Origin of the sequence: Bradyrhizobium pachyrhizi, assembly GCF_001189245.1 — a bacterium.
GTDB classification, from domain to species: domain Bacteria; phylum Pseudomonadota; class Alphaproteobacteria; order Rhizobiales; family Xanthobacteraceae; genus Bradyrhizobium; species Bradyrhizobium pachyrhizi.
Window position 1 is genome coordinate 168456 of the sequence record NZ_LFIQ01000077.1, and the last position, 24577, is coordinate 193032.

26 protein-coding genes are annotated in these 24577 nt (G+C 64.5%); 9 read left to right on the forward strand and 17 right to left on the reverse strand.

The genetic code is table 11. The features are described from left to right. Window positions 1-122 precede the first annotated feature (122 nt). On the forward strand, window positions 123-1130 hold the full coding sequence (locus AKL29_RS16930; RefSeq protein WP_050384926.1) for a Bug family tripartite tricarboxylate transporter substrate binding protein: 1008 nt from the start codon (window positions 123-125) through the stop codon (window positions 1128-1130). 155 nt (window positions 1131-1285) lie between these two features. Here AKL29_RS16930 and AKL29_RS43355 read toward each other — a convergent pair whose 3' ends face one another. The 9 genes from AKL29_RS43355 to glyA form a co-directional block, all read right to left on the reverse strand. Continuing rightward, window positions 1286-1441: a hypothetical protein gene (locus AKL29_RS43355; protein WP_167350400.1), complete on the reverse strand. Its 156-nt coding sequence runs from the start codon at window positions 1439-1441 to the stop codon at window positions 1286-1288. Between the two features lie 88 nt (window positions 1442-1529). Further along, complete coding sequence (locus AKL29_RS16935) at window positions 1530-3650, reverse strand: sodium-translocating pyrophosphatase (RefSeq protein ID WP_028333872.1); 2121 nt, start codon at window positions 3648-3650, stop codon at window positions 1530-1532. Between the two features lie 285 nt (window positions 3651-3935). Then, the gene (thiL, locus tag AKL29_RS16940) at window positions 3936-4937 is read right to left on the reverse strand and encodes a thiamine-phosphate kinase (protein ID WP_050384927.1); all 1002 of its coding nucleotides are present in this window, start codon (window positions 4935-4937) and stop codon (window positions 3936-3938) included. Window positions 4938-5073: 136 nt separating this feature from the next. Further along, window positions 5074-5568 carry a transcription antitermination factor NusB gene (gene nusB, locus AKL29_RS16945; RefSeq protein WP_016844994.1) on the reverse strand — a complete coding sequence of 165 codons (495 nt, stop codon included), beginning with the start codon at window positions 5566-5568 and terminating at the stop codon, window positions 5074-5076. A gap of 2 nt (window positions 5569-5570) precedes the next feature. Further along, entirely contained in the window at window positions 5571-6062 is a 492-nt protein-coding gene (gene ribH, locus AKL29_RS16950) for a 6,7-dimethyl-8-ribityllumazine synthase (protein ID WP_050384928.1), read from the reverse strand. Between the two features lie 214 nt (window positions 6063-6276). After that, the gene (locus tag AKL29_RS16955; protein ID WP_050384929.1) at window positions 6277-6885 is read right to left on the reverse strand and encodes a riboflavin synthase; all 609 of its coding nucleotides are present in this window, start codon (window positions 6883-6885) and stop codon (window positions 6277-6279) included. Further along, entirely contained in the window at window positions 6885-8045 is a 1161-nt protein-coding gene (gene ribD / locus AKL29_RS16960) for a bifunctional diaminohydroxyphosphoribosylaminopyrimidine deaminase/5-amino-6-(5-phosphoribosylamino)uracil reductase RibD (RefSeq protein ID WP_050384930.1), read from the reverse strand. Before ribD ends, AKL29_RS16955 begins: the two co-directional genes overlap by 1 nt. Beyond that, a complete protein-coding gene (gene nrdR, locus AKL29_RS16965) occupies window positions 8042-8524 on the reverse strand; it encodes a transcriptional regulator NrdR (protein WP_016844999.1) in 483 nt (160 codons plus the stop codon). Before nrdR ends, ribD begins: the two co-directional genes overlap by 4 nt. Window positions 8525-8550: 26 nt before the next feature. Next, window positions 8551-9852, reverse strand: coding sequence for a serine hydroxymethyltransferase (glyA, locus tag AKL29_RS16970; protein WP_050384931.1), 1302 nt, complete (start codon window positions 9850-9852; stop codon window positions 8551-8553). Between the two features lie 605 nt (window positions 9853-10457). Here glyA and AKL29_RS16975 point away from each other — a divergent pair. Continuing rightward, entirely contained in the window at window positions 10458-12734 is a 2277-nt protein-coding gene (locus AKL29_RS16975; RefSeq protein ID WP_050384932.1) for a TonB-dependent siderophore receptor, read from the forward strand. A gap of 191 nt (window positions 12735-12925) precedes the next feature. Here AKL29_RS16975 and AKL29_RS16980 read toward each other — a convergent pair whose 3' ends face one another. From AKL29_RS16980 to AKL29_RS16990, 3 genes are read right to left on the reverse strand one after another with little or no spacing between them, the layout of a single operon-like run. Then, the gene (locus tag AKL29_RS16980) at window positions 12926-14425 is read right to left on the reverse strand and encodes a tripartite tricarboxylate transporter permease (RefSeq protein ID WP_028333865.1); all 1500 of its coding nucleotides are present in this window, start codon (window positions 14423-14425) and stop codon (window positions 12926-12928) included. Beyond that, a complete protein-coding gene (locus AKL29_RS16985; RefSeq protein WP_028333864.1) occupies window positions 14425-14925 on the reverse strand; it encodes a tripartite tricarboxylate transporter TctB family protein in 501 nt (166 codons plus the stop codon). Before AKL29_RS16985 ends, AKL29_RS16980 begins: the two co-directional genes overlap by 1 nt. Beyond that, entirely contained in the window at window positions 14922-15887 is a 966-nt protein-coding gene (locus AKL29_RS16990; RefSeq protein ID WP_152977632.1) for a Bug family tripartite tricarboxylate transporter substrate binding protein, read from the reverse strand. The genes AKL29_RS16985 and AKL29_RS16990 overlap by 4 nt, the downstream gene beginning before the upstream one ends. A 335-nt stretch (window positions 15888-16222) precedes the next feature. Here AKL29_RS16990 and AKL29_RS16995 point away from each other — a divergent pair, with 335 nt between their 5' ends. From AKL29_RS16995 to AKL29_RS17005, 3 genes are all read left to right on the forward strand, one after another. Beyond that, window positions 16223-16456, forward strand: coding sequence for a hypothetical protein (locus AKL29_RS16995; protein ID WP_028333862.1), 234 nt, complete (start codon window positions 16223-16225; stop codon window positions 16454-16456). 109 nt (window positions 16457-16565) lie between these two features. Next, window positions 16566-16955, forward strand: a complete 390-nt coding sequence (locus tag AKL29_RS17000) for a PRC-barrel domain-containing protein (protein ID WP_028340955.1) — start codon at window positions 16566-16568, stop codon at window positions 16953-16955. Between the two features lie 861 nt (window positions 16956-17816). Beyond that, complete coding sequence (locus AKL29_RS17005) at window positions 17817-17996, forward strand: hypothetical protein (RefSeq protein WP_016845008.1); 180 nt, start codon at window positions 17817-17819, stop codon at window positions 17994-17996. Window positions 17997-18307: 311 nt separating this feature from the next. Here AKL29_RS17005 and AKL29_RS40745 read toward each other — a convergent pair whose 3' ends face one another. Next, a complete protein-coding gene (locus AKL29_RS40745) occupies window positions 18308-18565 on the reverse strand; it encodes a DUF3551 domain-containing protein (RefSeq protein WP_082190610.1) in 258 nt (85 codons plus the stop codon). A 161-nt stretch (window positions 18566-18726) separates the two neighbouring features. Between AKL29_RS40745 and AKL29_RS17010 the strand changes: the two genes are divergently transcribed. Further along, the gene (locus AKL29_RS17010; protein ID WP_050384933.1) at window positions 18727-19107 is read left to right on the forward strand and encodes a hypothetical protein; all 381 of its coding nucleotides are present in this window, start codon (window positions 18727-18729) and stop codon (window positions 19105-19107) included. 172 nt (window positions 19108-19279) lie between these two features. Here the strand turns inward: AKL29_RS17010 and AKL29_RS17015 are convergent, their stop codons facing one another. The 4 genes from AKL29_RS17015 to AKL29_RS17030 form a co-directional block, all read right to left on the reverse strand. Beyond that, on the reverse strand, window positions 19280-19501 hold the full coding sequence (locus AKL29_RS17015; protein ID WP_050384934.1) for a hypothetical protein: 222 nt from the start codon (window positions 19499-19501) through the stop codon (window positions 19280-19282). A gap of 20 nt (window positions 19502-19521) precedes the next feature. Continuing rightward, window positions 19522-19752, reverse strand: coding sequence for a hypothetical protein (locus AKL29_RS17020; RefSeq protein ID WP_028333858.1), 231 nt, complete (start codon window positions 19750-19752; stop codon window positions 19522-19524). A 299-nt stretch (window positions 19753-20051) separates the two neighbouring features. After that, entirely contained in the window at window positions 20052-20570 is a 519-nt protein-coding gene (gene ldtR / locus AKL29_RS17025) for a transcriptional regulator LdtR (RefSeq protein WP_028333857.1), read from the reverse strand. Between the two features lie 654 nt (window positions 20571-21224). After that, window positions 21225-21686 (reverse strand): DUF6163 family protein, encoded by a 462-nt coding sequence (locus AKL29_RS17030; RefSeq protein WP_016845013.1) that lies wholly within the window; start codon window positions 21684-21686, stop codon window positions 21225-21227. 197 nt (window positions 21687-21883) lie between these two features. Here AKL29_RS17030 and hemB point away from each other — a divergent pair, with 197 nt between their 5' ends. From hemB to AKL29_RS17045, 3 genes are all read left to right on the forward strand, one after another. After that, window positions 21884-22948: a porphobilinogen synthase gene (hemB, locus tag AKL29_RS17035; protein ID WP_050384935.1), complete on the forward strand. Its 1065-nt coding sequence runs from the start codon at window positions 21884-21886 to the stop codon at window positions 22946-22948. 174 nt (window positions 22949-23122) lie between these two features. After that, the gene (locus AKL29_RS17040) at window positions 23123-23680 is read left to right on the forward strand and encodes an RDD family protein (protein WP_050384936.1); all 558 of its coding nucleotides are present in this window, start codon (window positions 23123-23125) and stop codon (window positions 23678-23680) included. A gap of 86 nt (window positions 23681-23766) precedes the next feature. Beyond that, window positions 23767-24543 (forward strand): arginyltransferase, encoded by a 777-nt coding sequence (locus AKL29_RS17045; protein ID WP_028333854.1) that lies wholly within the window; start codon window positions 23767-23769, stop codon window positions 24541-24543. Window positions 24544-24577 lie beyond the last annotated feature (34 nt).

Below are 24577 nucleotides of genomic sequence, written 5' to 3' on the forward strand. Positions count from 1 at the left end.
GAAGGAAGCGCGTCAAACCGGAGTCTGAAGCATAACCCGCTGCGCCAAGTTGTCGCTTGCCCGAGGGGCAAGCGGTCCCCTAGTTTGCTCGCAAACAAAGAGCCTGAGCAGGGGGTAAACGCATGAGAGCCAAGAGATTTTCCCGTCGTACGGTATTATCGGGTACGGCCGCATTGACGGCCGCGGCGATCCTGCCGCGCGCGAGCCTCGGCGCCGGTGACTGGCGGCCGACCGAGACCGTCCGCCTCATCGTGCCGGCGGCGGCCGGCGGATCGACCGACGTGATGGGACGGCTGCTCGCGGCGCATTTGCAGCCGCTCTGGGGCCAGTCGGTGGTGGTGGAGAATCGCTCCGGCGCCGGCGGCACCATCGGCACATCCGAGGTCACGCGCGCCAAGGGCGACGGCCACACCATCCTGATCGGTAATCCCGGCCCCAACGCGATCGCCTACAGCATCTTTCGCAACCTGACCTACAAGGCCGATCAGTTGCGGCCGGTCTCCAACATGATCCGGATTCCGAACATCGTGTCGGCGCATCCGTCGACCGGCCTCAAGTCGATCCCCGAATTGATCGCCTTCCTGAAGAAGAATCCGGACAAGCTCACCTACGGCTCGTCCGGCACCGGGCAGAGCCCTCACCTCACCGGCGCCTGGTTCCTGCAACTCACCGGGCTGAAGATGACGCACGTGCCGTTCCGCGGCGCTGGTCCCGCATTGCAGGCCGGGCTCGCCGGCGACATCCAGATCCTGTTCGACAATCTCTATCCGTCGCTGCCGCAGGTGCAGGACGGCAAACTCAACGGCCTCTGTGTCACCACGCCGGAGCGCAGCGATTCCGCACCGAACCTGCCGACGATGCGCGAGGGCGCGCCGGAATTGGCAAAGTTCGACGTCTCGTCCTGGTTCGGCGTGTTCCTGCCGAAGACCGCACCCGCCCCGGTGCTCGACGAGTTGAACCGCCAGGTCAAGGCGATGCTGGAGCGCGACGACGTCAAGAAGAACATCGCCGGCATGGGCGCGCGCGCCGACTACGGCACGCCCCAGCAATTCTCCGATTTCGTCGATGCCGAGACGAAGAAGTTCGCGGCAATCATCGAGAAGGAAGGCCTGCAGATGGAGGTCAAGTGACGGCGTAGCCGTCATTCCGGGACGATGCGAAGCATCGAACCCGGAATCTCGAGATTCCGGGTTCGCCTCTTCGAGGCGCCCCGGAATGACGCTGCAAACATGCGGCTAGACCTATCGGTGGATTACGCTTCGCTAATCCACCCTACGCTCTGACGCTACGAAGACTTGTTGATCTTCTTGACCTTGGCGTCGGTCGCTTCAATCGACATCGCCAGTTCCATGATCGCCTTCGAGAGCAGCTCGATGGCCTCCTTCTGATCCTGCGATTTGGAGGCGCGGAGCGCGTAGTTCCGTGCGGATGAGAGCGACATCGATTGATCTCCGTGTTGTTCGCGTCTGGTTCAAAAATAAAACCCCGCGGCTTTCACCGCGGGGCTTCGTTTCAGTCGTGTCCGCAGCTCAGTGCGCCAGGATCGCCAGCAGCAGCAGCGCCACGATGTTGGTGATCTTGATCATCGGATTCACCGCCGGGCCCGCCGTGTCCTTGTAGGGATCGCCGACGGTATCGCCGGTCACCGCGGACTTGTGGGCGTCAGAGCCCTTGCCGCCGTAGTGGCCGTCCTCGATGTACTTCTTGGCGTTGTCCCATGCGCCGCCACCCGAGGTCATCGAGATCGCGACGAACAGACCGGTGACGATGACGCCGAGCAGCATGGCACCGACCGCGGAGAATGCTGCCGACTTGCCGGCTGCGCCGCCGCCCGCGATCGCATAGATCAGGAAGTAGACCACGATCGGCGACAGCACCGGCAGCAGCGACGGGATGATCATCTCCTTGATCGCCGCCCGGGTCAGCAGGTCGACCGCCTTGCCGTAGTCCGGCTTGTCGGTGCCCTGCATGATGCCGGGCTTCTCGCGGAACTGACGGCGCACTTCCTCGACGATCGCACCGGCGGCACGACCGACTGCGGTCATGCCCATCGCACCGAACAGATACGGCAGCAGGCCGCCGAACAGCAGGCCGACCACGACGTAAGGATTGTTCAGGGAGAAGTCCGGGTTGACGCCCTTGAAGTAGGCATGGGCATTGGCGTCGCTGATGAAGAATTTGAGGTCCTGATTATAGGCCGCAAACAGCACTAGCGCACCGAGACCGGCGGAGCCGATCGCGTAGCCCTTGGTCACCGCCTTGGTGGTGTTGCCGACCGCGTCGAGCGCGTCGGTCGACTTGCGCACCTCCTTCGGCAGCCCCGCCATCTCGGCGATGCCGCCGGCGTTGTCGGTGACCGGGCCGAAGGCGTCGAGCGCGACGATCATGCCGGCCAGCGCCAGCATGGTGGCGGTCGCGATCGCGATGCCGAACAGGCCGGCAAGGCTGTAGGTGACGAGGATGCCGGCGATGATCACGATCGCGGGCAGCGCGGTCGCTTCCATCGAGACCGCCAGGCCTTGGATCACGTTGGTGCCGTGACCGGTGACCGAGGCCGAGGCGATCGACTTCACCGGGCGATAGTCGGTGCCGGTGTAGTATTCGGTGATCCAGATGATCAGGCCGGTGACGACGAGACCGACCACGCCGCACCAGAACAGCGCCATGCCGGTATAGTCGACGCCGTCGAGCTTGCCGAAGCCGACCAGCCAATTGATCACGAGCGCGACGCCGACCAGCGACAGGATGCCGGTGGCGATCAGGCCCTTATAGAGGGCGCCCATGATGGACTGGCTGGCACCGAGCTTGACGAAGAAGGTGCCGATGATCGAGGTGATGATGCAGATGCCGCCGATCGCGAGCGGCAGCGTCATCATGTTCACGAGGATCGGCGTCTTGGCGAAGAAGATCGCCGCAAGCACCATGGTGGCGACCGCGGTCACCGCATAGGTCTCGAACAGGTCAGCCGCCATGCCGGCGCAGTCGCCGACATTGTCGCCGACGTTGTCGGCGATGGTGGCCGGGTTACGCGGATCGTCCTCCGGGATACCGGCCTCGACCTTGCCGACGAGGTCGCCGCCGACGTCCGCACCCTTGGTGAAGATGCCGCCGCCGAGACGGGCGAAGATCGAGATCAGCGAGGCGCCGAAGCCGAGCGCCACCATGGCGTCGACCACGGTGCGGCTGCCCGCTTCCAGACCCATGAACTTGACCAGCACCATGAAGTAGATGGTGACGCCGAGCAGCGCGAGCCCCGCAACCAGCATGCCGGTGATCGCGCCCGCCTTGAAGGCGAGCTCGAGGCCGCCGGCGAGCGAGGTGGTTGCCGCCTGAGCGGTGCGGACGTTGGCGCGCACCGAGACGTTCATGCCGATGAAGCCGGCAGCCCCCGACAGGATGGCGCCGATCGCAAAGCCGATCGCCACCGGCAGGCCCAGGAAGTAGGCCAGCACCACGAAGATCACGATACCGACCATGCCGATCGTGGTGTACTGCCGCCGCAGATAGGCCTGTGCGCCCTCGCGCACCGCGGCCGCGATTTCCTGCATGCGCGGATTACCCGCATCCGCGTTCAAGACCGACTGCGTCGCCCAGATCGCGTAGACGATGGAAAGCGCCCCGCAGAGCACAATCAACCATAAAGCTGTCATGTTGCCTCAGATCCTTGATGTAACCCCCGCGCCTTCTTGTGCCGCTAGGGGGCGGCAGGCGCTTATTTTGCGAGGACAATCCTCCCCAAAAACGGATTGCCTCAAATCGAGCGCGACCTTGCCAAAATCGTTACCGCTGTGCAACGCCACCTGTGGCCGAAAACGCCGATATCGGCAGCTATTTAGAAGGAAAATCGGCGCTATCAGGCGCGGGAAGTCGAGCGCGGCTTCCATTCCGACGGGTTTTCTTAATGCGAACCGGTGCCCGCTTCGCTCGAAAACGCTCTAGAAATGGCTGTAGGACAGCCGCTTCAGCTTCAGTTCCCGGCCCTGCCCGTCAAGGAAGCTCGGTGGCGACAAGCCTGCGATCAAGCCGCCGATTGCGGTCACCGCGACCTTGGCCTGCCGTGCGTCGCGCAGAAACGCGTCGACATGATCGCTCGGGACCGCGCACAAGAGCTCGTAATCATCACCGCCGGCCACCAAGGTCTCGATATCGATCGCCTTGCGTGCGAGCAGCGCTGCGGCCGCGGACGACAACGGGATACTCGTCACGTTGATCACGGCCGCCACACCACTGGCTGCGCAAAGCTTGGTCAGATCGCCGGCAAGACCGTCGGACACATCCATCGCGGCGCTGGCGTGGGTGCGAACGGCCTTGGCCAAGGCGTTGCGCGGCTGCGGAACACGGTAACGGGCGGCAAGATAATCCCGCCCGACCACATCGTCCGCCACAGCCGCGGCGACCGGGCCACCCCGGAGCACATCGAGGCCGAGCGCGGCGTCTCCGATCGTGCCGGTGACGAACACACGGTCGCCCGCCTGTGCCCCTGCGCGATGCACCATCGTGCCCTGCGGCACCCGGCCGAACGCAGTGATCGAGATCATCAGCGGCCCCGGCGTCGAGACCGTGTCGCCACCGAGCAGCGGGCAGCCGAAATGCGCCGCGTCCTCGCCGAGCGCCCGGGCAAACGGCTTCAGCCAGGCCTCCTCGGCGCCGCGCAGCGCCAGCGTCAGCACGAAGCCCGCCGGCACCGCGCCCTTGGCAGCGATGTCGGAGAGGTTCACCCGCAGCGCCTTGCGCGCCAGCGTGTCGGGCGGATCGTCGCGGAGGAAATGCACGCCCTCGACGATGGCGTCCGTGGTGACCACGATGTCCTCGCCGGCCGCCCTCAGCGCGGCGGCGTCGTCGTCGAGCCCGAACGCCCCCGGATCGGTCGCGAGCGGCTTGAAATAGCGCGCGATCAGGGAGTCTTCGCCGGATATCGGTTTGTCGCTCTGCGTCACGATAGCAGCCCCGTCATCCTGAGGTGCGAGCGGAGCGAGCCTCGAAGGATGCACGGCCCCAGCCGGGCCGCCGCCCTTCGAGCCGGCCGCTGCGCGGCCTCCTCAGGGAGACGGTCAAGCGATCATATGTCTCCACTCAGCTCCGCACAAACTCGTCGCCGCGGAACTGGCGCGCGATCTGGTCGAGCACGGCGTTGACCATGCCGGTTTCGTCCTTCTCGACGAAGGCATGCGCGACGTCGACATATTCGGAGACGACCACGCGGCCCGGCACGTCCTTGCGGTGCTCGAGCTCGTAGGACCCTGCCCGCAGCACCGCGCGCAGGATGGCGTCGATCCGCTTCAGCGGCCAGCCCTTCGACAGCGCCTCGTCGATCAGCGGGTCGAGCCTGGCCTGGTCGCGCACCACGCCGGAGACCACGTCGCGGAAAAACGCGGCTTCCGCCGGCAGGTACTTCTCGCCCTCGACCTCGTTGCCGAGCCAGTGGCTTTCGAACTCGGCGAAGATGTCGTTGATGCCGGCGCCGCCAATGTCCATCTGGTAGAGCGCCTGCACCGCCGCGAGCCGTGCCGCGCCGCGGCGGTTGGCTTTTCTGTCGGGGGCTTTCGCGGGCTTCTTGTTGTCAGCCATGGTCAAGCCTTTGCCAGGCGGCGTTTGATCCGCAGCATCGCCAGCGCCGCACGCGCCGCGTCGCCGCCCTTGTTGAGCTCGCTGGCGCGCGCCCGCGCCCAGGCCTGCGCCTCGGTGTTGACGGTGAGGATGCCGTTGCCGAGCGGGAATTTCCGGCTGACGGCCAAATCCATCAATCCGCGCGAGGACTCCTGCGAGACGATCTCGAAATGGATGGTGTCGCCGCGCACCACGCAGCCGAGCGCGATCGCCGCGTCATAGGGCTTGCCGTTCGCTTCAGCCGCATCGATCGCGATCGCGATCGCCGCCGGAATCTCCAGCGCGCCCGGCACCGTGATCACATCGTGCGTCGCACCCGCGGCCTTGATCTCGGCCAGCGCGCCTTGCAGCAGCGCATCCTGGATGTCGTCATAGAACCGCGCCTCGACGATCAGCACGCGTGCGCCGGTAATGTCGGTCTGGTCCTTCAGGGGTGCGCGCCGCGCGTCAGCCATTGCAATACCAATCGGAACTTGGGGAGGAGTTGTGCAGCGTTTTAGGCGCAGCAGGGGCTAAAGCCAAGGGCAATACTGGCCTGGATGTCACCGCGATCAGCCCGATTTTTCAGGCCGGGTTCGCTTGCAATGCATAGGCCACCCGGGCTGAAAATCGCCCGAGGCGAATAGGCAGATAGGGACGTCTGTCTTGGCCGCAATGCCCGAGCCGAAGCTATTTCATCTCCGATAGCCGCGCCGCGTAGCGGGCCATCAGATCGACCTCGATATTGACCTCGCTGCCCGCCTTCCAGCCGCCCAGGGTCGTCACGGAAAGCGTGTGCGGGATGATCAGCACCGAAAAGCTGACATCGTCGACCGTGTTCACGGTCAGCGACACGCCGTCCAGCGTGACCGACCCCTTCGCCGCGATGAAACGCGCCAGCTCCCGAGTGGTTCGCAGCTCGAAGCGCGCCATGTCGGGCAGATCGTCGCGCTTGACGATGGTGGCGATGCCGTCGGCATGCCCGGCCACGATGTGACCGCCGAGTTCGTCGCCGATCTTGAGCGCGCGCTCGAGATTGAGCCGGCCGCCCTGCCCCCAATGCTTGGCGGTGGTCATGCCGAGCGTCTCGGCCGCCGCATCGACATCGAACCAGGTCTTGCCATCGGCGGTGCCGGAGGCGACGACGGTGAGGCAGACGCCATTGCAGGCGATCGAGGCGCCGTCGGCGATCGTGGTCTGGTCGTAGTCGCAAGCAATCCGCATCCGGTGCAGCTGCCCCTGCGCCACCTGCTTCAGGCTGGTGATCTCACCGATATCGGTGACAATTCCGGTAAACATTACGCACGCTCGTAGATCATGAGACTGTCTTTGCCGAGGGTTTCGCTAGCACGAAGCCGGAAGACGGGCGACTGCGTGATTGCGTCGAGCGGCATTGCGTCCAGCGCGGGAACGCCGCCGGCACCGATCGCATCAGGTCCGCGCAACAGCCAGATCTCGTCGACAAGGCCGGCTGCCACGAAAGAATTTGCCACGCGCGATCCGCCCTCGACCAGCAGCCGCGAGATCCCCTTCTCCGCCAGCGCATCCAGGACGGACGGCAGATCGAGCCCTTGGGGCGCGCTGGCGGCGACGCGGATCACCTGCGCGCCGGCGGCACCGAGCTTCACCGCGGCAGGCGCCTCCGCCATGTCAGATGTCAGCACCCAGAGCGGCGTCTCGCGCGCCGAATGCACCAAGCGGCTGTCGCCTGAAATGCGCAGCGCACGGTCCAGTACCAGGCGCACCGGCGAGCGCGCCGCCATGCCGGGCAGCCGGCAGGTCAAAAGCGGATCGTCGGCCTTGACCGTGCCGATGCCGACCAGGATCGCATCGCTCTGCGCGCGCAGCAGATGCACCCGGGTCCGCGCGGCCTCGCCTGATATCGCAACCGGCTTGTGGCCATCAGCTGCGATCTTGTCGTCGGCGGACACCGCGAGCTTGAGGATCACATGCGGGCGCTTGTCGCGGATACGGCGGAAGTGCCCGGCATGGTCGCGCGCGGCCTCTTCCGCGCACAGCCCGACATCGACCGCGATGCCGGCGGCACGCAGCTTGGCGTGCCCCTGCCCGGCGACTTCCGGATTGGGATCCTCGATCGCCGAGACGACGCGGGCGAGCCCGGCCGCCACAACGGCGTCGGCGCAAGGCGGCGAGCGGCCGAAATGCGAGCAGGGTTCGAGCGTCACGTAGAGCGTGGCGCCGCGCGCGGCATCGCCGGCGCGCCTGAGTGCCTCGACCTCGGCGTGCGGCCGGCCGCCTGCTTGCGTCCAGCCGCGGCCGACGATGACGCCGTCCTTGACGATGACGGCGCCGACCGCCGGATTGGGCCAGGTGCGCCCGAGCCCGCGCCGGCCAAGCGCCAGCGCCAGCTGCATGAAGCGCAGATCGGCCGCCTTTGCCGCTTCCCTGGCCTCTTTGGCCTTCTGCGCGAACTGGTCTTCCAGAATGCGGAAGATCATTTGCGTAGCGTCGCGAGCCGCGGGTCTTCTTCGCCGGTCAATTCGTCGAGCACGGCCTCGAAGTCCTTGGCCTCGCGGAAGTTACGATAGACCGAGGCGAAGCGCACATAGGCGACGTCGTCGAGCTGGCGCAGATGCTCCATCACGATCTCGCCGATCGCCTCCGACGAAACCTCGGCCTCGCCGCCGCTTTCGAGCTCGCGCACGATGGTGGACACCATCTTCTCCACCCGCTCGGATTCCACCGGGCGCTTGCGCAAGGAGATCTGCAGCGAGCGCACCAGCTTGTCGCGGTCGAACGGCACGCGGCGGCCGTTGCGCTTGATCACGGTCAGCTCGCGCAGCTGCACCCGCTCGAAGGTCGTGAAGCGGAAGTTGCAGGCCATGCAGACGCGACGCCTGCGAATGACCGCGGAGTCCTCGGTCGGACGCGAGTCCTTGACCTGCGTGTCGAGAGAATTGCAGCTCGGGCAGCGCATCCGACGGGACCTCTGGCAGCGACCTTTTACTGATAGATCGGGAAGCGATCGGTCAGCGCCTTGACGCGCTCCTTGATCGCAGCCTCGACCAGCGGCGCCTTGCCGTCCGGCGACTGCGCCAACGCGTTCAGCACTTCCGCGATCATGCCGCCGACCTGCTTGAACTCGGCGACGCCGAAGCCGCGCGTGGTCGCCGCCGGCGTGCCGAGACGCAGGCCGGAGGTGACGAACGGCTTTTCGGGATCGAACGGGATGCCGTTCTTGTTGCAGGTGATGGCGGCGCGCACCAGCGCCTTCTCGGAGATGTTGCCCTTCAGGCCCTTCGGCCTGAGATCGACCAGCATCAGATGGTTGTCGGTGCCGCCGGAGACGATGTCGAGGCCGTGGCCGCGCAGCGTCTCCGCCAGCGCCTTGGCGTTCTCGACCACGTTCTTGGCGTAGACCTTGAAGTCCGGCCGCAGCGCTTCGGCGAACGCCACTGCCTTGGCGGCGATGACGTGCATCAGCGGACCGCCCTGCAGGCCCGGGAAGATCGCCGAGTTGAGCTTCTTGGCCAGCGTCTCGTCATTGGTGAGGATCAGGCCGCCGCGCGGACCGCGCAGCGACTTGTGCGTCGTCGTGGTGGTGACGTGGGCGTGCGGCACCGGCGAGGCATGCACGCCGCCGGCGACGAGGCCCGCGAAATGCGCCATGTCGACCAGCAGATACGCGCCGACCGAATCCGCGATCTCGCGGAAGCGCTTGAAGTCCCAGGCGCGCGAATAGGCCGAGCCGCCGGCGATGATCAGCTTCGGCCTGACGTGCTCGGCCTGCTTCTGGACTTCGTCCATGTCGATGATCTGGTCCTCGCGGCGCACGGTGTAGTGCGCGGCCTTGAACCACTTGCCGGACATGTTGACCGGCGAACCATGGGTGAGATGGCCGCCGGCCGCGAGGTCGAGGCCCATGAAGGTGTCGCCGGGTTGCAGCAGCGCCAGAAACGCCGCCTGGTTCATCTGGCTGCCGGAGTTCGGCTGGACGTTGGCGAAGCCGGCGCCGAACAGCTTCTTGGCGCGCTCGATCGCCAGCGTCTCGGCGACGTCGACCCACTCGCAACCGCCGTAGTAGCGCGCACCCGGATAACCCTCCGCGTATTTGTTGGTCATCACCGAGCCCTGCGCCTCCAGCACGGCGCGGCTGACGATGTTTTCCGAGGCGATCAGCTCGATCTCGTGACGCTGCCGGCCGAGTTCGCCCTTGATCGCGGCAGCGATTTCGGGATCGGCCTCGGCGAGGGTCGCGGTGAAGAAGGAATCGGGCGCGGAAGCGGTCTTGCTGGATGAGGTCATCGGCGAAATATCTCCACCGCCGCAAGCCTTTAGGCGGGATGCGGACGGTCACAAGTGGCGGTCGAAGCTGGTTTCAGAGCGTTATCACATCGCCCCAAAATGGCCAAGCGGTTGCGGTCCCTGCCGGTCAATTATGCCAGATATGGTGGGGATGGCGGGGATTGCCAGCCGGCCGGACGGCCACCCCCACCGCCCGGTTCCCGCCGCGCGGCCAGCACGGCTGTGGCAGCCGCCGAATGGAACGTGACACCCCTTCCCGACCGCGCGGGGCCGCGGACGAGACAACGATCGCCTCGAGGTTTCAACGTCTTGCACGCGCAACCACGCAACTTCGGACTCGCTTGATCAAGTCGCGCGCGATCGCGATGCATCGACTCACGAGACGGCGAGACGATTTTTGAATCGTTCGATTTTTGAATCGTTCAACACTGGATCGATTCAAAGCTCTCACGCGATGCGTGCAGTTGCGCGTCATACGCCGTTGTCTTCCGGTCACACAGCCAAGCTTTGCGCGCAACTTCGACAGCTTCTAACCGCACGCAGGCTGCTCGCGAAAATCACCGTGATAACGACTCGCTCAAGATTTTTTACGGAGCGTGGAATAAATGTCGTGCAGGTGGATTCGGCCGCAGCGGTTTGCTGCTTCGGCTGTCGTTGTGTTTTCGGTTGTCGGTGCGGACGATCTCTTCGCCCAGACGCAATTGCCGTCCGTGACAGTCGAAGCGCCGCAGCGGCAAGCGGCGCGATCGCAGCAGTCCTCGCAACGGACCACGCGCGCACGCAGCGCCTCGCGCCGCACGACGGCCGCCCCGGTGAGCGCGCAGCCTCAGACCGCTCAGCAGCCCACGGGCGCCGGCGGCGGGCACGAACGCGCCAACGGCCCGGTCACCGGCTATCTGGCGCGGCTGAGCGCCAGCGGCACCAAGACCAGCACGCCGATCATCCAGACCCCGCAATCGGTGTCGGTCATCAGCGCCGAGCAGATCCGCGACCAGAAGATCGTCAGCAAGTTCGACGAGGTGCTGCGCTACACGCCGGGCGTCATCGGCGGCACCTATGGCGCCGATTTCCGCAACGACTGGTTCATGATCCGCGGCTTCCCCGCGCAGAACGAGTCGCTGTTCCTCGACGGCCTGCAGCTGTTCTACACTTCCTATGCGAGCTGGAAGCTGCAGCCCTTCAATCTCGAGCGCGTCGAGGTGCTGCGCGGTCCGTCCGGCATCCTGTATGGCGGCTCGGCGCCGGGCGGCCTCGTCAACGCAGTGAGCAAGCTGCCGCAGGCCGAGCCCATTCGCTACATCGAGACCGGCGTCAACAATTTCGGCAACGCCTATACCCAGTTCGATATCGGCGGCGCGACGGCGCAGCCCGGCAACGGCCAGGTGCAGTACCGCCTGGTCGGCCAGGCCCAGGGCGGCGGCACCCAGACCGACTATGTCTACGACAACAACTTCTTCTTTGCCCCGTCGGTCACTTGGCGGCCCGATGCCGACACCAGCCTCACCGTGTTCGGCATGGCCTCGCACAGCAACACGCGCGCGCTGAACTTCCTGCCCTATGTCGGCACCGTCACCAACGCGCCGTTCGGCCGGATTCCGACCAGCCTGTTCGTCGGCGATCCCAGCGCCGACCAGTTCCGCCGCGACCAGCAGATGGTCGGCTACCAGTTCCAGAAGAGCGTGACCGACAGCGTCGATTTCCGCCAGAATGCGCGCATGGCGCATGTCGACGTCTATTATGCCGGTCTCTACGGGCTCGGCTACGCGACGACGCCGGCCGCCGCCGACATCGCCCGCGGCAATTTCTACACCCGCGGCATCGCCACCCAGCTCAACCTCGACAATCAGCTCGAATACCGTTTCACCACCGGCGCGCTGCAGCACACCGCGCTGGTCGGCGTCGACCTGAAATATTACGGCATCGACGACCGCCAGGGTTTTGGCATGGGCACCAATCTCAACGTGCTCAATCCGGTCTACGGCACCAACCTGCCGTACAGCGGCCCGCTGTATCAGAACGCCTATCTCGCCCAGGGCATGGCCGGTCTCTATCTGCAGGATCAGGTCAAGCTCGACCGCCTGACGGTCGTGCTGTCCGGACGCCAGGACTGGGTCGATCTCACCAACAACAACCGGATCGGCGCGTCCCAGGGCCGCGACGACAGCCAGTTCTCCGGCCGTGTCGGCGCGATCTATAATTTCGACAGCGGCGTTGCGCCCTACGTTTCCTACATGACGGGCTACAATCCGGTCATCGGCACCACCGCGTCCGGCCAATTGCTGCTGCCGGAAACCTCCGAGCAGACCGAGGTCGGCGTCAAGTACGAGCCGGTCGGGCTCAACGCACGGTTCGGCGTCGCGTATTTCGACCTCAAGCGCAAGAACGCGCTGACAACCGATCCGAACAACCCGCTGTTCCAGACCCAGAACGGCGAAGTCACCTCGCGCGGCGTCGAGCTCGAGGCGGTCGCGAACATCACGCGCGATTTCAAGCTGGTGGCGAGCTACACCAATTACGAGCTGTTCGTCAGCAAGGACCTCAACCCCGCGCTGATCGGCACCGTGCCGACCAACGCGCCGCAGCAGCTCGCATCGGTGTGGACCGACTACACCTTCCGCGACGGCCCGCTCACGGGCTTCGGCTTCGGCGGCGGCGTGCGCTATGTCGGCTCGTCCTTTGCCGACACCGCGAACACCGCACGGGTCCCGGGGGTCGTGCTCGGCGACCTCGCCTTGCATTACGAATGGGACAACAACTGGCGCGCGGCGCTCAATGTCGTGAACGTCACCGACAAGATCTATGTCGCGAGCTGCGCGACGATCAGCTCCTGCTACTACGGCGATCGCCGCCGCATCACGGCGAGCCTCGCCTACAAATGGTGAGCTGAACTTTCAGTTCACGGAAAATCATGTGACCGAGAGGCCGCATTCGGCCGCCTCTCTTTTTTCGCTGTCGTCAGGGTGGTGTCAGCTTGTCGCGCTAGTTTTCGCGTCGCGGCGATATTTGCCGTGCCCAGACTGGCCCGCTCCGAAATGCGAGCCCCGGAGCGGGCCTTTTACGGTCTGGTCGCGCCCTAATCCTCGTTCGCCTTGAATCGCCCGAGCCCCTTGAGCACGAACGGCGCCAGCAGCGCGATCAGCGCGATGCCGAGCAGCGTCGCCGACATCGGGCTTTGCAGCAGCACCATGGGATCGCCGAGGCTGATCGCCAGCGCGCGGCGCAGCTGGCTTTCGGCGATCGGCCCGAGGATCAGCCCGATCACGACCGGCGCGATCGGGAAGTCGAACCGGCGCATCAGAAAGCCCATCACGCCGAACGCCGCCAGCATCGACAGCTCGACGACCGACGGCTTGGCCGCGATCGTGCCCATGGTGGCGAACACCAGGATGCCGGCATAGAGCCAGGGCTGCGGGATCGCCAGCAGCCGCACCCAAAGCCCGACCAGCGGCAGATTGAGCACCAGCAGCATGCCGTTGGCGATGAACAGGCTCGCGATCAGGCCCCACACCAGGTCCGGCCGCTCCGCGAACAACAGCGGCCCCGGGTTGAGGCCGTATTGCTGGAAGCCCGCCAGCATCATTGCAGCCGTTGCCGAGGTCGGCAGCCCGAGCGTCAACAGCGGCACCAGCGTGCCGGCGGCGGACGCGTTGTTCGCCGCCTCCGGCCCTGCGACGCCTTCGATCGCGCCCTTACCGAACTCCTCCGGATGTTTGGTCAGCCGCCGCTCGGTGGAATAGGACAGGAATGTCGGGATCTCAGCGCCGCCGGCCGGCAGCGCCCCGATCGGAAAGCCGAACAGCGTGCCGCGCAGCCACGGCTTCCACGACCGCCGCCAATCCTCTTTCGTCATCCACAGCGAGCCGCGCACCGGCTCGAGCTTCTCCTCGGCGTGATGGCGGCGCGAGGCGACATAGAGCGCCTCGCCGACCGCGAACAGGCCGACCGCGAGCGTCGTCACCTCGACGCCGTCGAGCAGCTCGGGGATGCCGAAGGCAAGCCGCGCCTGACCGGTCAGCTTGTCGATGCCGACCAGCCCGAGCGTGAGGCCGATGAACAGGCTGGTGAGGCCGCGGACCGGCGAGTCGCCGAAGGTTGCCGACACCGTGACGAAGGCGACGCACATCAGCGCGAAGTAATCCTCCGGCCCGAAGCGCACGGCGAAATCGACCAGCCATGGCGCGAGGAATGCGAGGCCGATGGTGGCGATGGTGCCGGCCACGAACGAGCCGATCGCCGAGGTCGCCAGCGCCGGGCCGCCGCGGCCGGCCTTGGCCATCTTGTTGCCCTCGAGCGCGGTCGCCATCGACGCGCTCTCACCCGGCGTGTTGATCAGGATCGCGGTGGTCGATCCGCCATACATGCCGCCATAGTAGATGCCGGCGAACATGATCAGCGAGCCGCCGGGATCGAGCTTGTAGGTCACCGGCAGCAGCAGCGCGACCGTCAGCGCCGGACCGATGCCCGGCAACACGCCGACCGCGGTGCCCAGGAACACGCCGATCAGGGCGTAAAGCAGGTTCATGGGCTGCATGGCGACCGCCATGCCGTGCGCCAGCGCGGCGAAGGTGTCCATCACAGCAGTCGCTCCAGCGGGCCGGCGGGAAGGCTCAGCGTCAACAGCTTGTCGAACGCGAGATAAATCAGCGTCGTGATCACGAGCGCGATGGCGGTGTCGGCCAGCACGGCGCGGCGGCCGAACGCCGCCGACGTGGTGACGAACAGCGCCGAGGTGGCGAGGATGAAACCGCCGCCAAAGCCGATGATGGCGATCAGGAGCGCCAGGCCGCCGATGATCAGCCCCACCGGTTTCGGATCCATGCTCTCGCGCGGCGGCAGGTTGCCGCGCAGCGCGTCGATCAGATTGCCGATCGCCAGAATGACAAGGCCGATCGCGATGACGACCGGCATCGCCTCCGGCCCCATGCCATACATCGTGGTGGACGGCAGCTTGCTGGCGTCCCACACCAGCACCGCGGCAAGCCCGGCAAGCGCGGCCGCGATGACAACGCCGGCGCGATCGACGCGTCGCGCCGGCGCGGGCCGGAGATTTTCAGACGCCGCGTCCGGCGTCATGACTTCACGAGGCCGACGGACTTGAGCACGTCAGTGACCCGAACGATTTCCTTCTTCAGGAAATCCGCGAAGGCGTCGCCGCCAAGGTAGGCGTCGTCCCAGCCCTTCTGCTTCAGGATCTCCTTCCAGGCATCGGACTTCACCATCTTCTCGACCGCATCGCTCAGCACCTTGCGCTGCGCCGGCGTGATGCCAGGCGGTGCGACCACCGAGCGCCAGTTGGCCAGCACGAGATCAATGCCCTGCTCCTTGAAGGTCGGGATATCGACGCCGGGCAGACGGTTCGCCGACGTCACGCCGAGCGCGCGCAACTTGCCGGCCTTGATCTGGCCTTCGTATTCGCTGAGGCCGGAAATGCCGGCCGTGACCTTGCCGCCGAGAATGGCTGCAAGCGACTCGCCGCCGCCCGAGAACGGAATGTAGTTGATCTTCTTGGCATCGGCGCCGACCGTGCCCGCGAACAGCGCCGCCATTACATGGTCGACGCCGCCGGCCGAGCCGCCGGCAAAGGTCACCTTGGCGATATCGGCCTTCACCGCGGCGGCGAGATCCTGCGCTGTCTTGATCGGCGAGTTCGCCGGCACCACGATGACCTGGGTCTCCTCGGTGAGGCGCGCAATCGGCGTCACCTGATCCAGCGTCACCGGCGACTTGTTCATGGCGAGTGCGCCCACCATGACGAAGCCGTTCACCATCATCTGGTTGCCGTCGCCCTTGGCGCCGTTGACGAACTGCGCGATGCCGACGCTGCCGCCGGCGCCGGGAACGTTAGTGACCTGGACGCTGCGCGCGACACCGGAGGCGACCAGCGCCTGCTGCATCGAGCGCGCGGTCTGATCCCAGCCGCCGCCGGGCGCCGCCGGCGCCATCAGCTTGAGCTCGAGCTGCTGCGCGGGCGCCGGACCGCTCGTCCCAAGCAACAGCGCGACGACCGCGCCGAACAGGCGCATGTGGGACGGCATCATGGGGCTTCCTCCAGAATTTTCGGAAAGCAGCCTGCCGATCGCCGGCTGCATCCGGTCACGTGATCGCATCGCCACTCGGACAGCGCGATCCCTTCGGATCAGGAATCGCTCGCCGATCTCGCGTCTGCGTGTCCCCTAGCGACCATTCGCCACAGCCTTCGGCAAGCCGCAGGGCGCGGCTAGCGAGTGCTGCAAATCGCCGCACCCTCTCGGATCGTTTTTCGCTTGCTTTGATTCGGCGCGGCCCGGCAACGCAAGTTCGGTTCTAGGAACCTTCGCCATTTTCTCTCGTTCCACCTCCGCCGATTGGTACGGCTATTGGAGGAGAGAACATGAAGTTTAAGACCATTGTCGCGGCATCTTTGCTTGCCGCTTTCGTCTCGCCGGCATTTGCAGCGGATGAATTCTACGTCGTGCAGGACGTGAAGACGAAGAAGTGCACGATCGTCGACAAGAAGCCGGTCGACACGACCACCACCGTCGTCAGTCCGTCAGGCACTGTCTACAAGACGCGCACCGAAGCCGAGACCGGCATGAAGAGCGTCAAGGTCTGCAGCTCATACTAGGAGGCGATCGCATGCCAGTCATCATTCTCTGGGCCGTGCCGGCGATCATCGTGATCGGCGGCGGCATCTACCTGATCGGCCATATGCACTGAAGGCAAGGAGACCTCTTATGAAGAAGTTGGCTATCGGCTGCATCATGGCTGCGGCATTCGCCACCGCCGCGCATGCGGCAACCACCATGCCCGCCGCTCCGGCGGACAGTTCGACCATCACCAATTACTACAAGCAGAATGTCTACGACCCGAAGGAATCCAAGATCGGGACGATCGACGACGTGCTTGTCGACAAGTCCGGCAAGGTGACCGGTCTCGTCGTCGGTGTCGGCGGCTTCCTCGGCGCCGGCGAGAAGGACGTGATCGTGCCGTTCACGGCCGTCAAGTCTCAAAAGAAGGACGACAAGTGGTGGCTTACGCTCGACGAGACCAAGGACAGCCTGAAGGCTGCACCTGGTTTCAAATACGATCGCGCCAGCACGACCTGGAAGCCGGAGAACAAGTAACACCGACGGCGTCCCGTCTGCTCACCGAGGGCAGACGGGACGCTGCGGCAGATCACTCACTGGATGGTGGCGCTGTCGAAGCTCGCCCGAAACGCATCAGGTCACGCGCCAAACCACGAAATGGCCCCAGCACCTTTGGGGGCCTGGAGGCCGGTGCTGGGGCCATTTGCCTGATCCGGGGCTGAGCTATTGGAGGCAGGCTCCCCCATCCATCAAGAACCGCGCGGTTCCAGCATTAGCTTATGTAAATCGCCGCCGGGATATCCCAAAGCGAGTGTCTTGCGCGCAACAGCCGATCGGCGGACGGAAGAGAACGCAAAGCCGGCACCTCAAGGTGAGGCCGCCACGACCACCGAACGAAGATTCTCGATGGAGCACTTGGTCGAACCCTGGCAAGTTTCAACCTAACAAAAGCCAGGCCATGGAGGCGATCAGCGCCACAAGCGACACGGTCGCAGCGCTGACAAAGGCAATCTCCACACCGTCGATATGGTGGTGGTTTGTATGCATTGAGCGTCCTCCTAGATGGGTGTCCGCGGACCTTGGGACAGTAGCCACGCCGTCAAATTGGCGGTGGTTTCGTCATGCCGCGCCTGCCTCAAAAGGGTCTCTCGCTCTCGACAGGGAGGAAGGTTCTTGGCCCGTTGACGTAGCCGTTTTGCTTCTTGGGCAAGGCGTTTTTCAAGGGGGAATATCTGCCTAACCCGGCGTCGTCGCTTCATGGCTCCTCTCTCCAACGCTGACGTTTGGCTGCCCCAAAAGCAAAATCAAAAAGCCCGGGAGCGTGAAAAGTTCCCGCCAGCTTCGCGTCAATGAGATCAGACGGAAGGAACTAGCGAAACGGCGTGGAAGTTACAGGGCATGGGCATAGCCAAGGACCTGAAGAAGCAGGCCAAGACCGCCGAGCAGGCGGCGGTGCGGACGGCTGACGAATTCGCGGCCGAGCAAATGAAGAGCCTCGCCCAAGCCTTCCGGGCTCAGGCCGAGGTCGTCAAGCGAAACAAGAAAAAGAAGAAAGATGAGCTTCACCGTAAAAGCTAGGTGCAAGTTTGGAGAGATCGTGCACCGTCGTGGCACGGCCGAGGCAGCTCTGCGCAAGGCAAAGGAGCTCTCACGGTCGCAGTGTTACGACATCCACATCGTGACACCTGAAGGCCGAGACTACGACTCGTCCGAGTTTGGAGACCTTCCCCGCACGCCACTGGCTGTGCGCGTTCCTCAGAAAGGCCACACTTATCCATAGGGCAATAGAGGTTTCAAAAAGGCAGGCTCAAAAAGCGGCCCCGGCTAACCGCATCCCCCGTCGGGTGCGCCCTTCCCCATCCGCCTCGCGCGCGCCATCGGCGAGACAATCAATAGCGGTAGCGATATCCCCGCCGCTGCTGACCATATGCGGCGCGAGGATTGATCCCGCAGGTCACGTTCCTTCCAGAAGCTGACGCGAGACACTGGGCGCGGGTTTGGTACATGCAATCGCCGGGATAGCCGACGCCGCGCCCCTGCACGCACCAGGGATAATCCCGGGCGCTGGCCGGGCTCACATTTGCCAGTCCTGCAGCGCCGAACGCCAGGAGAAACGTCAAGACAGCGAACAGGACAGTTGTGCGCATGATCGGCTCCTCACAACCAATCGAGGACCAACGGAGCGGCAAGATCAGCGTTCCTGTCGGTCGCGGGCGGGCCACAACTCGGAGCGGCCGCGCCGAGCGCAGGAACCATGCTCCGTTGGGCCGGTTGTCGGAAACCATCCATCCCACAGAAGTCACTTGGCATGCCGTCACGACTGCTTTGGTTTCTGGGTTTTCCGATTCTGGTTGTTCTGGGTGGTTGCGGCGATCAACTCGAGTGCGATTCAATCGAAACCCGGAAGGCCGTGCTCCAGACCATCTCCAACGATCACCGCAATCCGCTTGTCAATTTCGCCGCCAGGGAATCGACGGCAAAGCCCACTGCGGAAAACTCAAAGCCACAATACCTCCTCGATGAAGAGATCGTCACGACGTCGGCCAGTGAGGACAAGCGAACATTGCAATGCAGAGGCGGCATCTCGGTCTCTGTGGGCGACATCAAGGCTTCCAAGGAAGTCGAATTCACCGTGCAGAAATCGAGCGACGGAAAGTTGGCGGTTTCGGTTGCTCCATTTCAGTTTTGAGGTGCGACAAACTCAGTGTCGTCCTGGCGAAAGCCAGGACGACGATCGTGTGTGAGGAGCCCGCACCGTCATCGCCAGGTTGGCGATCCTGTACGCCCGCGGCTTCTTGGCTCAAGCACCGTCTGGAATACTGGATCATCCGCCGAGACAGAGTGCGAAACCAGGCGCGCCGCTACAGCCCGGTATAGCCGGCCTTCACATGGTCGGTACTACCGTCGAGCTGGCGCAGATAGGTCAGCCCGCACACCGTCAACCGATGCGGATCGCGCTCGCCGGCGTCGAACAGCGTCTGCACGTACTCTGTCACCTTCGCCCGCGCTTCCTCGCTCGCAGCTGGCGTGCGGTTGAGCAGCAGATCATACGTCTGCATGATCCGATCGATAGCGGCTTCCATTGAAGTCTCCGGGTTGACGCTCAGGCGACCACCAGCGTCTCGGCCTCGAACTTCGCGATCGCCTTGTTGGCGAGGCGGAGGCGATTCATCTCACCGCGCTGGAACAGCTTCACGATGATGCCGAGCAAGCGCTCATTGGTGGCGAAATTGTCGGGAATGGCGCCGGATTTGCGCAGATAGTTCGAGGCGATCGCGTAGGCGTCACCGACGACCTCGACATTCAGCACCTCGATCCCGCGCTCGACCAGCATGTCCTGCTTCTCCATCAGAGCGTTTTCAAGCGAAGTGGACACCGGTTCGCGTGAAGAAAACGCGTCTAAAAAATCCGAGCGTGACGAGATCCGATTAGATTTCGTTCACGCCGCGAGACAGGATAAAGCTCCGGCAACGGCTTGGTTCCTCGCTGGGACCCATTTATTTTCGCAGGTGCAGCATGAAACACGTGCAGCATGAAAAACGCATCGGCCGGGCATGACCGATGCGTTGACTGGAGGAAGGCTGCCGGTCTTCTCGCGCGGCCGGCTTGGCCATCAGGCGAAAACAGGAAGGCTCAGAGGCGATACAGGATCTGGTCGGTCCAGAAGCGCTCGAGGCGATGCAGCGACTTGTTGAGGCTCGCGAACTCCTCGTTCGAGATGCCGCCGACCTGCTCCACCGTCTTGACGTGCTTCTGATAGAGCGCGTCGACGATACGCCGGACCTCCTGGCCCTGCGGAGTCAACCGGATGCGGACCGAGCGGCGATCGACCCGCGAACGCTGATGATCGAGGAAGCCGAGCTCGACGAGCTTCTTCAGATTGTAGGAGACGTTGGAGCCGAGATAGTAGCCGCGGGTGCGCAGCTCGCCGGCGGTCAACTCCTTGTCGCCGATGTTGTACAGGAGCAGCGCCTGCACCGAGTTGATGTCGGCGCGGCCACGACGATCGAATTCGTCCTTGATGACGTCGAGGAGCCGGCGATGCAGCCGCTCCACCAAAGTCAGGGCTTCGAGATAGAGCGGCTGCACCGGAGCTTGACCGGTAGCGCGATCGGCGGCATCCGCCGCCGTTGTCGCAACGGCTTTCATCATGACACTTCCCCTGTTTGTCGTTTTTATCGACTTTATTCGACGAAACTTGTGTCCCGCCTGATAGGTCCAACGTAAGGGGGCCGTTTGAATATCCGCTTAAATAAGAGAATAAAGAGATCATGAATTTAAGACAGTGAATCGTGGATTAAGCCCATGGATCAAAGGCTTTTCGCAACTTTTCATTGACGGTGGCGGACCCTTGTTCACGCTTCGTCTGCCTGCCCTGTCACATTCGGAAACAGCATCGTCTGAATTCGAAACGGTGGCGTAACGGGTATGAGGGAACCCTTTACGGTGACCGATCGGTTACCGGAAAATTCTTTGAAAATTTTATCGGAGTGCATCGGCGGGACGTGCACGCGATGCGCGCAAGCGATGCTGATCTGTTGCGGGGGGCCAGACCGGTTCCGCCGTCGGCCCGCGCAAAGCCGGCCGGCACACGCGCCGAGATCCGGTGAAATGGGCCCCGACGGCAGGTCCCGTAGAGACGTCCCGGAAGGGGTTGTCTCAAACGGATGCGATCTGTCGGCACCCACCTATCAGAACCAGCGATGCTGTCTTCTCGTTGCGCGCACGGCTGCCAAATATTGCCGGCCGCCGTCAGCTATTCGTCGCGCTGTCGCCACGGGGCAACAGGCCATCACTGACGCCGGCCTATGGCGGGCGTTCGCGCGCCGACATCCAGGCCAGCGCGAGATAGGCGGCGAGCATCAGCGCCTCGAGCCCGACCACGGTGAGACTGCCGCCATAGATGCCGGGAAACATCAGCTCGATGACCGCCATCGACACCACGGTGGTCAGCCATACCACGGCGCCCCAGGGCGTCGCGAGCCAGAGCCCGACGGCAGCGACGAGCTCGATGACGGCGAAATAGATCGTGGCGGTCTGCCAGGCCATCGACTGGTTCTCGAAGGCCTCCTCCTCGCCGCCGACGAAGCCGGTCACCTGGGCCCAGTGATAGAGGCCCTTGGCGACCGAGACGACGGCCATGATGCGCAGGAAGATGACGAGGCGCCGCGTCCACGCATTGTCGTCCGGCTCGATCCGGTCGGACGAGATCGCGCTCACCGAGATGGCGTTGTCCCGCGCCTGATCGCGTGCAGAGGTGTCAGACATCCGAATCGCCGCAGAGCGGCTGCAAAATGGGGTTCATGGGCGCAGTCTTGGCCCGCCGGGGACGCAAAATCAATTGCCGTTGCGGCAAATCAAGGGCGCCACGGATGCAATAGCGGCGCAATGACGGCGGCCCTGACAGGTGCTAGAACCGGACTTATATCAGGTCCAGACCAGCCGTCCGTCGAGGAGAAGACAACATGGCGATCAAATTCGGGCGCCCGATCGAACTGCGCGATGCGCCCCGGCGCCAGAGCGATGCCCTCGCCTCACCCTCGCTCGACCTCACGATCCGGATGCGGCGCAATCGCAAGTCGGAATGGGCCCGCCGCCTGGTGCGCGAGAACGTGCTGACCACCAACGACCTGATCTGGCCGATGTTCGTGGTCGATGGCCACAACACCCGCACGTCGGTGGCCTCGATGCCCGGCGTCGACCGGCTCACCGTCGACCAGATCGTCCGCGACGCCGAGCGCGCGGCAAAGCTCAACATTCCCTGCATCGCGCTGTTCCCGTTCACCGAGCCGTCGCTGCGCGACGAGCAGGGCTCGGAGGCGCTCAATCCCGACAATCTGGTGTGCCAGGCGGTGCGCGCGATCAAGAAGGAGTTTCCCGACATCGGCGTGCTGTGCGACGTCGCGCTCGATCCGTTCACCAGCCACGGCCATGACGGGCTGATCGAGGGCAGCAAGATCCTCAATGACGAGACCGTCGCGGTGCTGGTGAAGCAGGCGCTGACCCAGGCCGAGGCCGGCTGCGATGTGATCGCACCGTCGGACATGATGGATGGCCGGATCGGTGCGATCCGCGAGGCGCTCGACGACAACGGCTTCGGCGACGTGCAGATCATGTCCTATGCGGCGAAATACGCCTCCGCCTTCTACGGCCCGTTCCGCGACGCGATCGGCTCGGCCAAGACGCTGACCGGCGACAAGCGCACCTACCAGATGGACAGCGCCAATTCCGACGAGGCGCTGCGCGAGGTCGAGCTCGACATCGCCGAGGGCGCCGACATGGTGATGGTGAAGCCGGGCATGCCCTATCTCGACATCGTCCGCCGTGTGAAGGACCATTTCGCGATGCCGACCTTCGTGTACCAGGTGTCCGGCGAGTACGCGATGATCGCGGGCGCCGCCGCCAACGGCTGGATCGACGGCGAGCGCGCGATGATGGAGAGCCTGGTCGGCTTCAAGCGCGCCGGCGCCGATGGCATCCTCACCTATTTCGCGCCAAAGGCCGCCGAAAAGATCAAGGCGGAGAGCTGACGTATTGCGACAAGTGGGTCGCTTCGCTCCGCTCGCAATGACGGCGTGAAGGTAGAACCGCTCAATCCAGCCCCCGAATCGCCGGAATATTTCGGCTAGTTAATGTTCGCGCAGGCTTGGCGAACGCGCCTCCTGTTCCCATGTCCTGCGCGGGACTTTCATCGGAGGTTGGTCATGTCCTACGGCAATGACGGCGGCACTTGGCGCAACGAAGCCTGGCGCAGCGACGGCGGCGTTCCTCCGCATGCGTTCGATCCGTCGATGCAGCCGGATCTGTTCCGCGGCGTGCTGACGCGACGCGTGTTTGCGTTCCTGATCGACCTGTTCGTGCTGTCGGTGCCGGTGATCCTCGCGGTGATTTTCATCGCGGTGTTCGGCCTCGTCACGCTCGGTCTCGGCTGGGCGCTGTTCTGGCTGGTCTCGCCGGCCTCGATCGTCTGGGCCATCGTCTATTACGGCGCCTCGATCGGCGGGCAGCACTCGGCCACCATCGGCATGCGCATGATGGATCTGGAACTGCGGACCTGGTACGGCGCGCGCGGCTATTTCGTGCTCGGCGCCACCCATGCGGTGCTATTCTGGGTGACGATCTCGTTCCTGTCGCCGCTGGTGCTCCTGATCGGGCTGTTCAACGGCCGCCGCCGGCTGCTGCACGACATCATCCTCGGAACCGTCATTATCAACAGCTCGGTTCGGACCCCGGTCGCCCCGGCCGCGCGGACCTCCTATTAGGCCCGCCTAAACCAATTGACCGTTAGCCTCAGGGGGGCGATGCTCACTCGGCTGCCTGTATTGTTTATGGAGCCCGACGATCTGACGTGACCCAGCATTCGCGTGATACTCCCCAGTTCTATTTGACGGCGCCCTCGCCTTGCCCGTATTTGCCGGGCCGACATGAGCGGAAGGTTTTCACGCACCTGGTCGGTGACAAAGCGGGCGATCTCAACGACTTGCTGACCCACGGCGGCTTCCGCCGCAGCCAGTCGATCGCCTACCGCCCGGCCTGCGACCAGTGTCGGGCCTGCGTCTCGGTCCGGGTGATCGCCAACGAATTCCGCCCCTCCCGCAACTTCCGCAAGGTGCTGGCCCGCAACGCCGACATCATCGGCGAGCAGCGCACCGCGGTGCCGACCTCGGAGCAATACTCGGTGTTCCGGGCCTATCTCGACCGCCGCCATCGCAACGGCGGCATGGCCGACATGACCGTGCTGGACTACGCCATGATGGTCGAGGACAGCCATGTCGAGACCCGGATCATCGAGTACCGCAAGCGCAACCCCGACAGCGCCATCACCGGTCGCGGCGACGAGCTGATGGCGGTGGCGCTGACCGACGTGCTCAGCGACGGGCTGTCGATGGTCTATTCGTTCTTCGAGCCCGGGCTGGAGGCGCGCTCGCTCGGCACCTTCATGATCCTCGACCACATCGCCCGCGCCCGCCGGCAGGGCCTGCCCTACGTCTATCTCGGGTACTGGATCGAGGGCTCCAAGAAGATGGACTACAAGGGCCGCTTCCTGCCGCAGCAGCGGCTCGCGCCGTCGGGCTGGCTCCGCGTCGACGCGTCAGGCGAGGTGCTCGCCGAGCCGCAGGACTAAAGCTTGATCCGGAAAAGTGCGAAGCGGTTTTCCG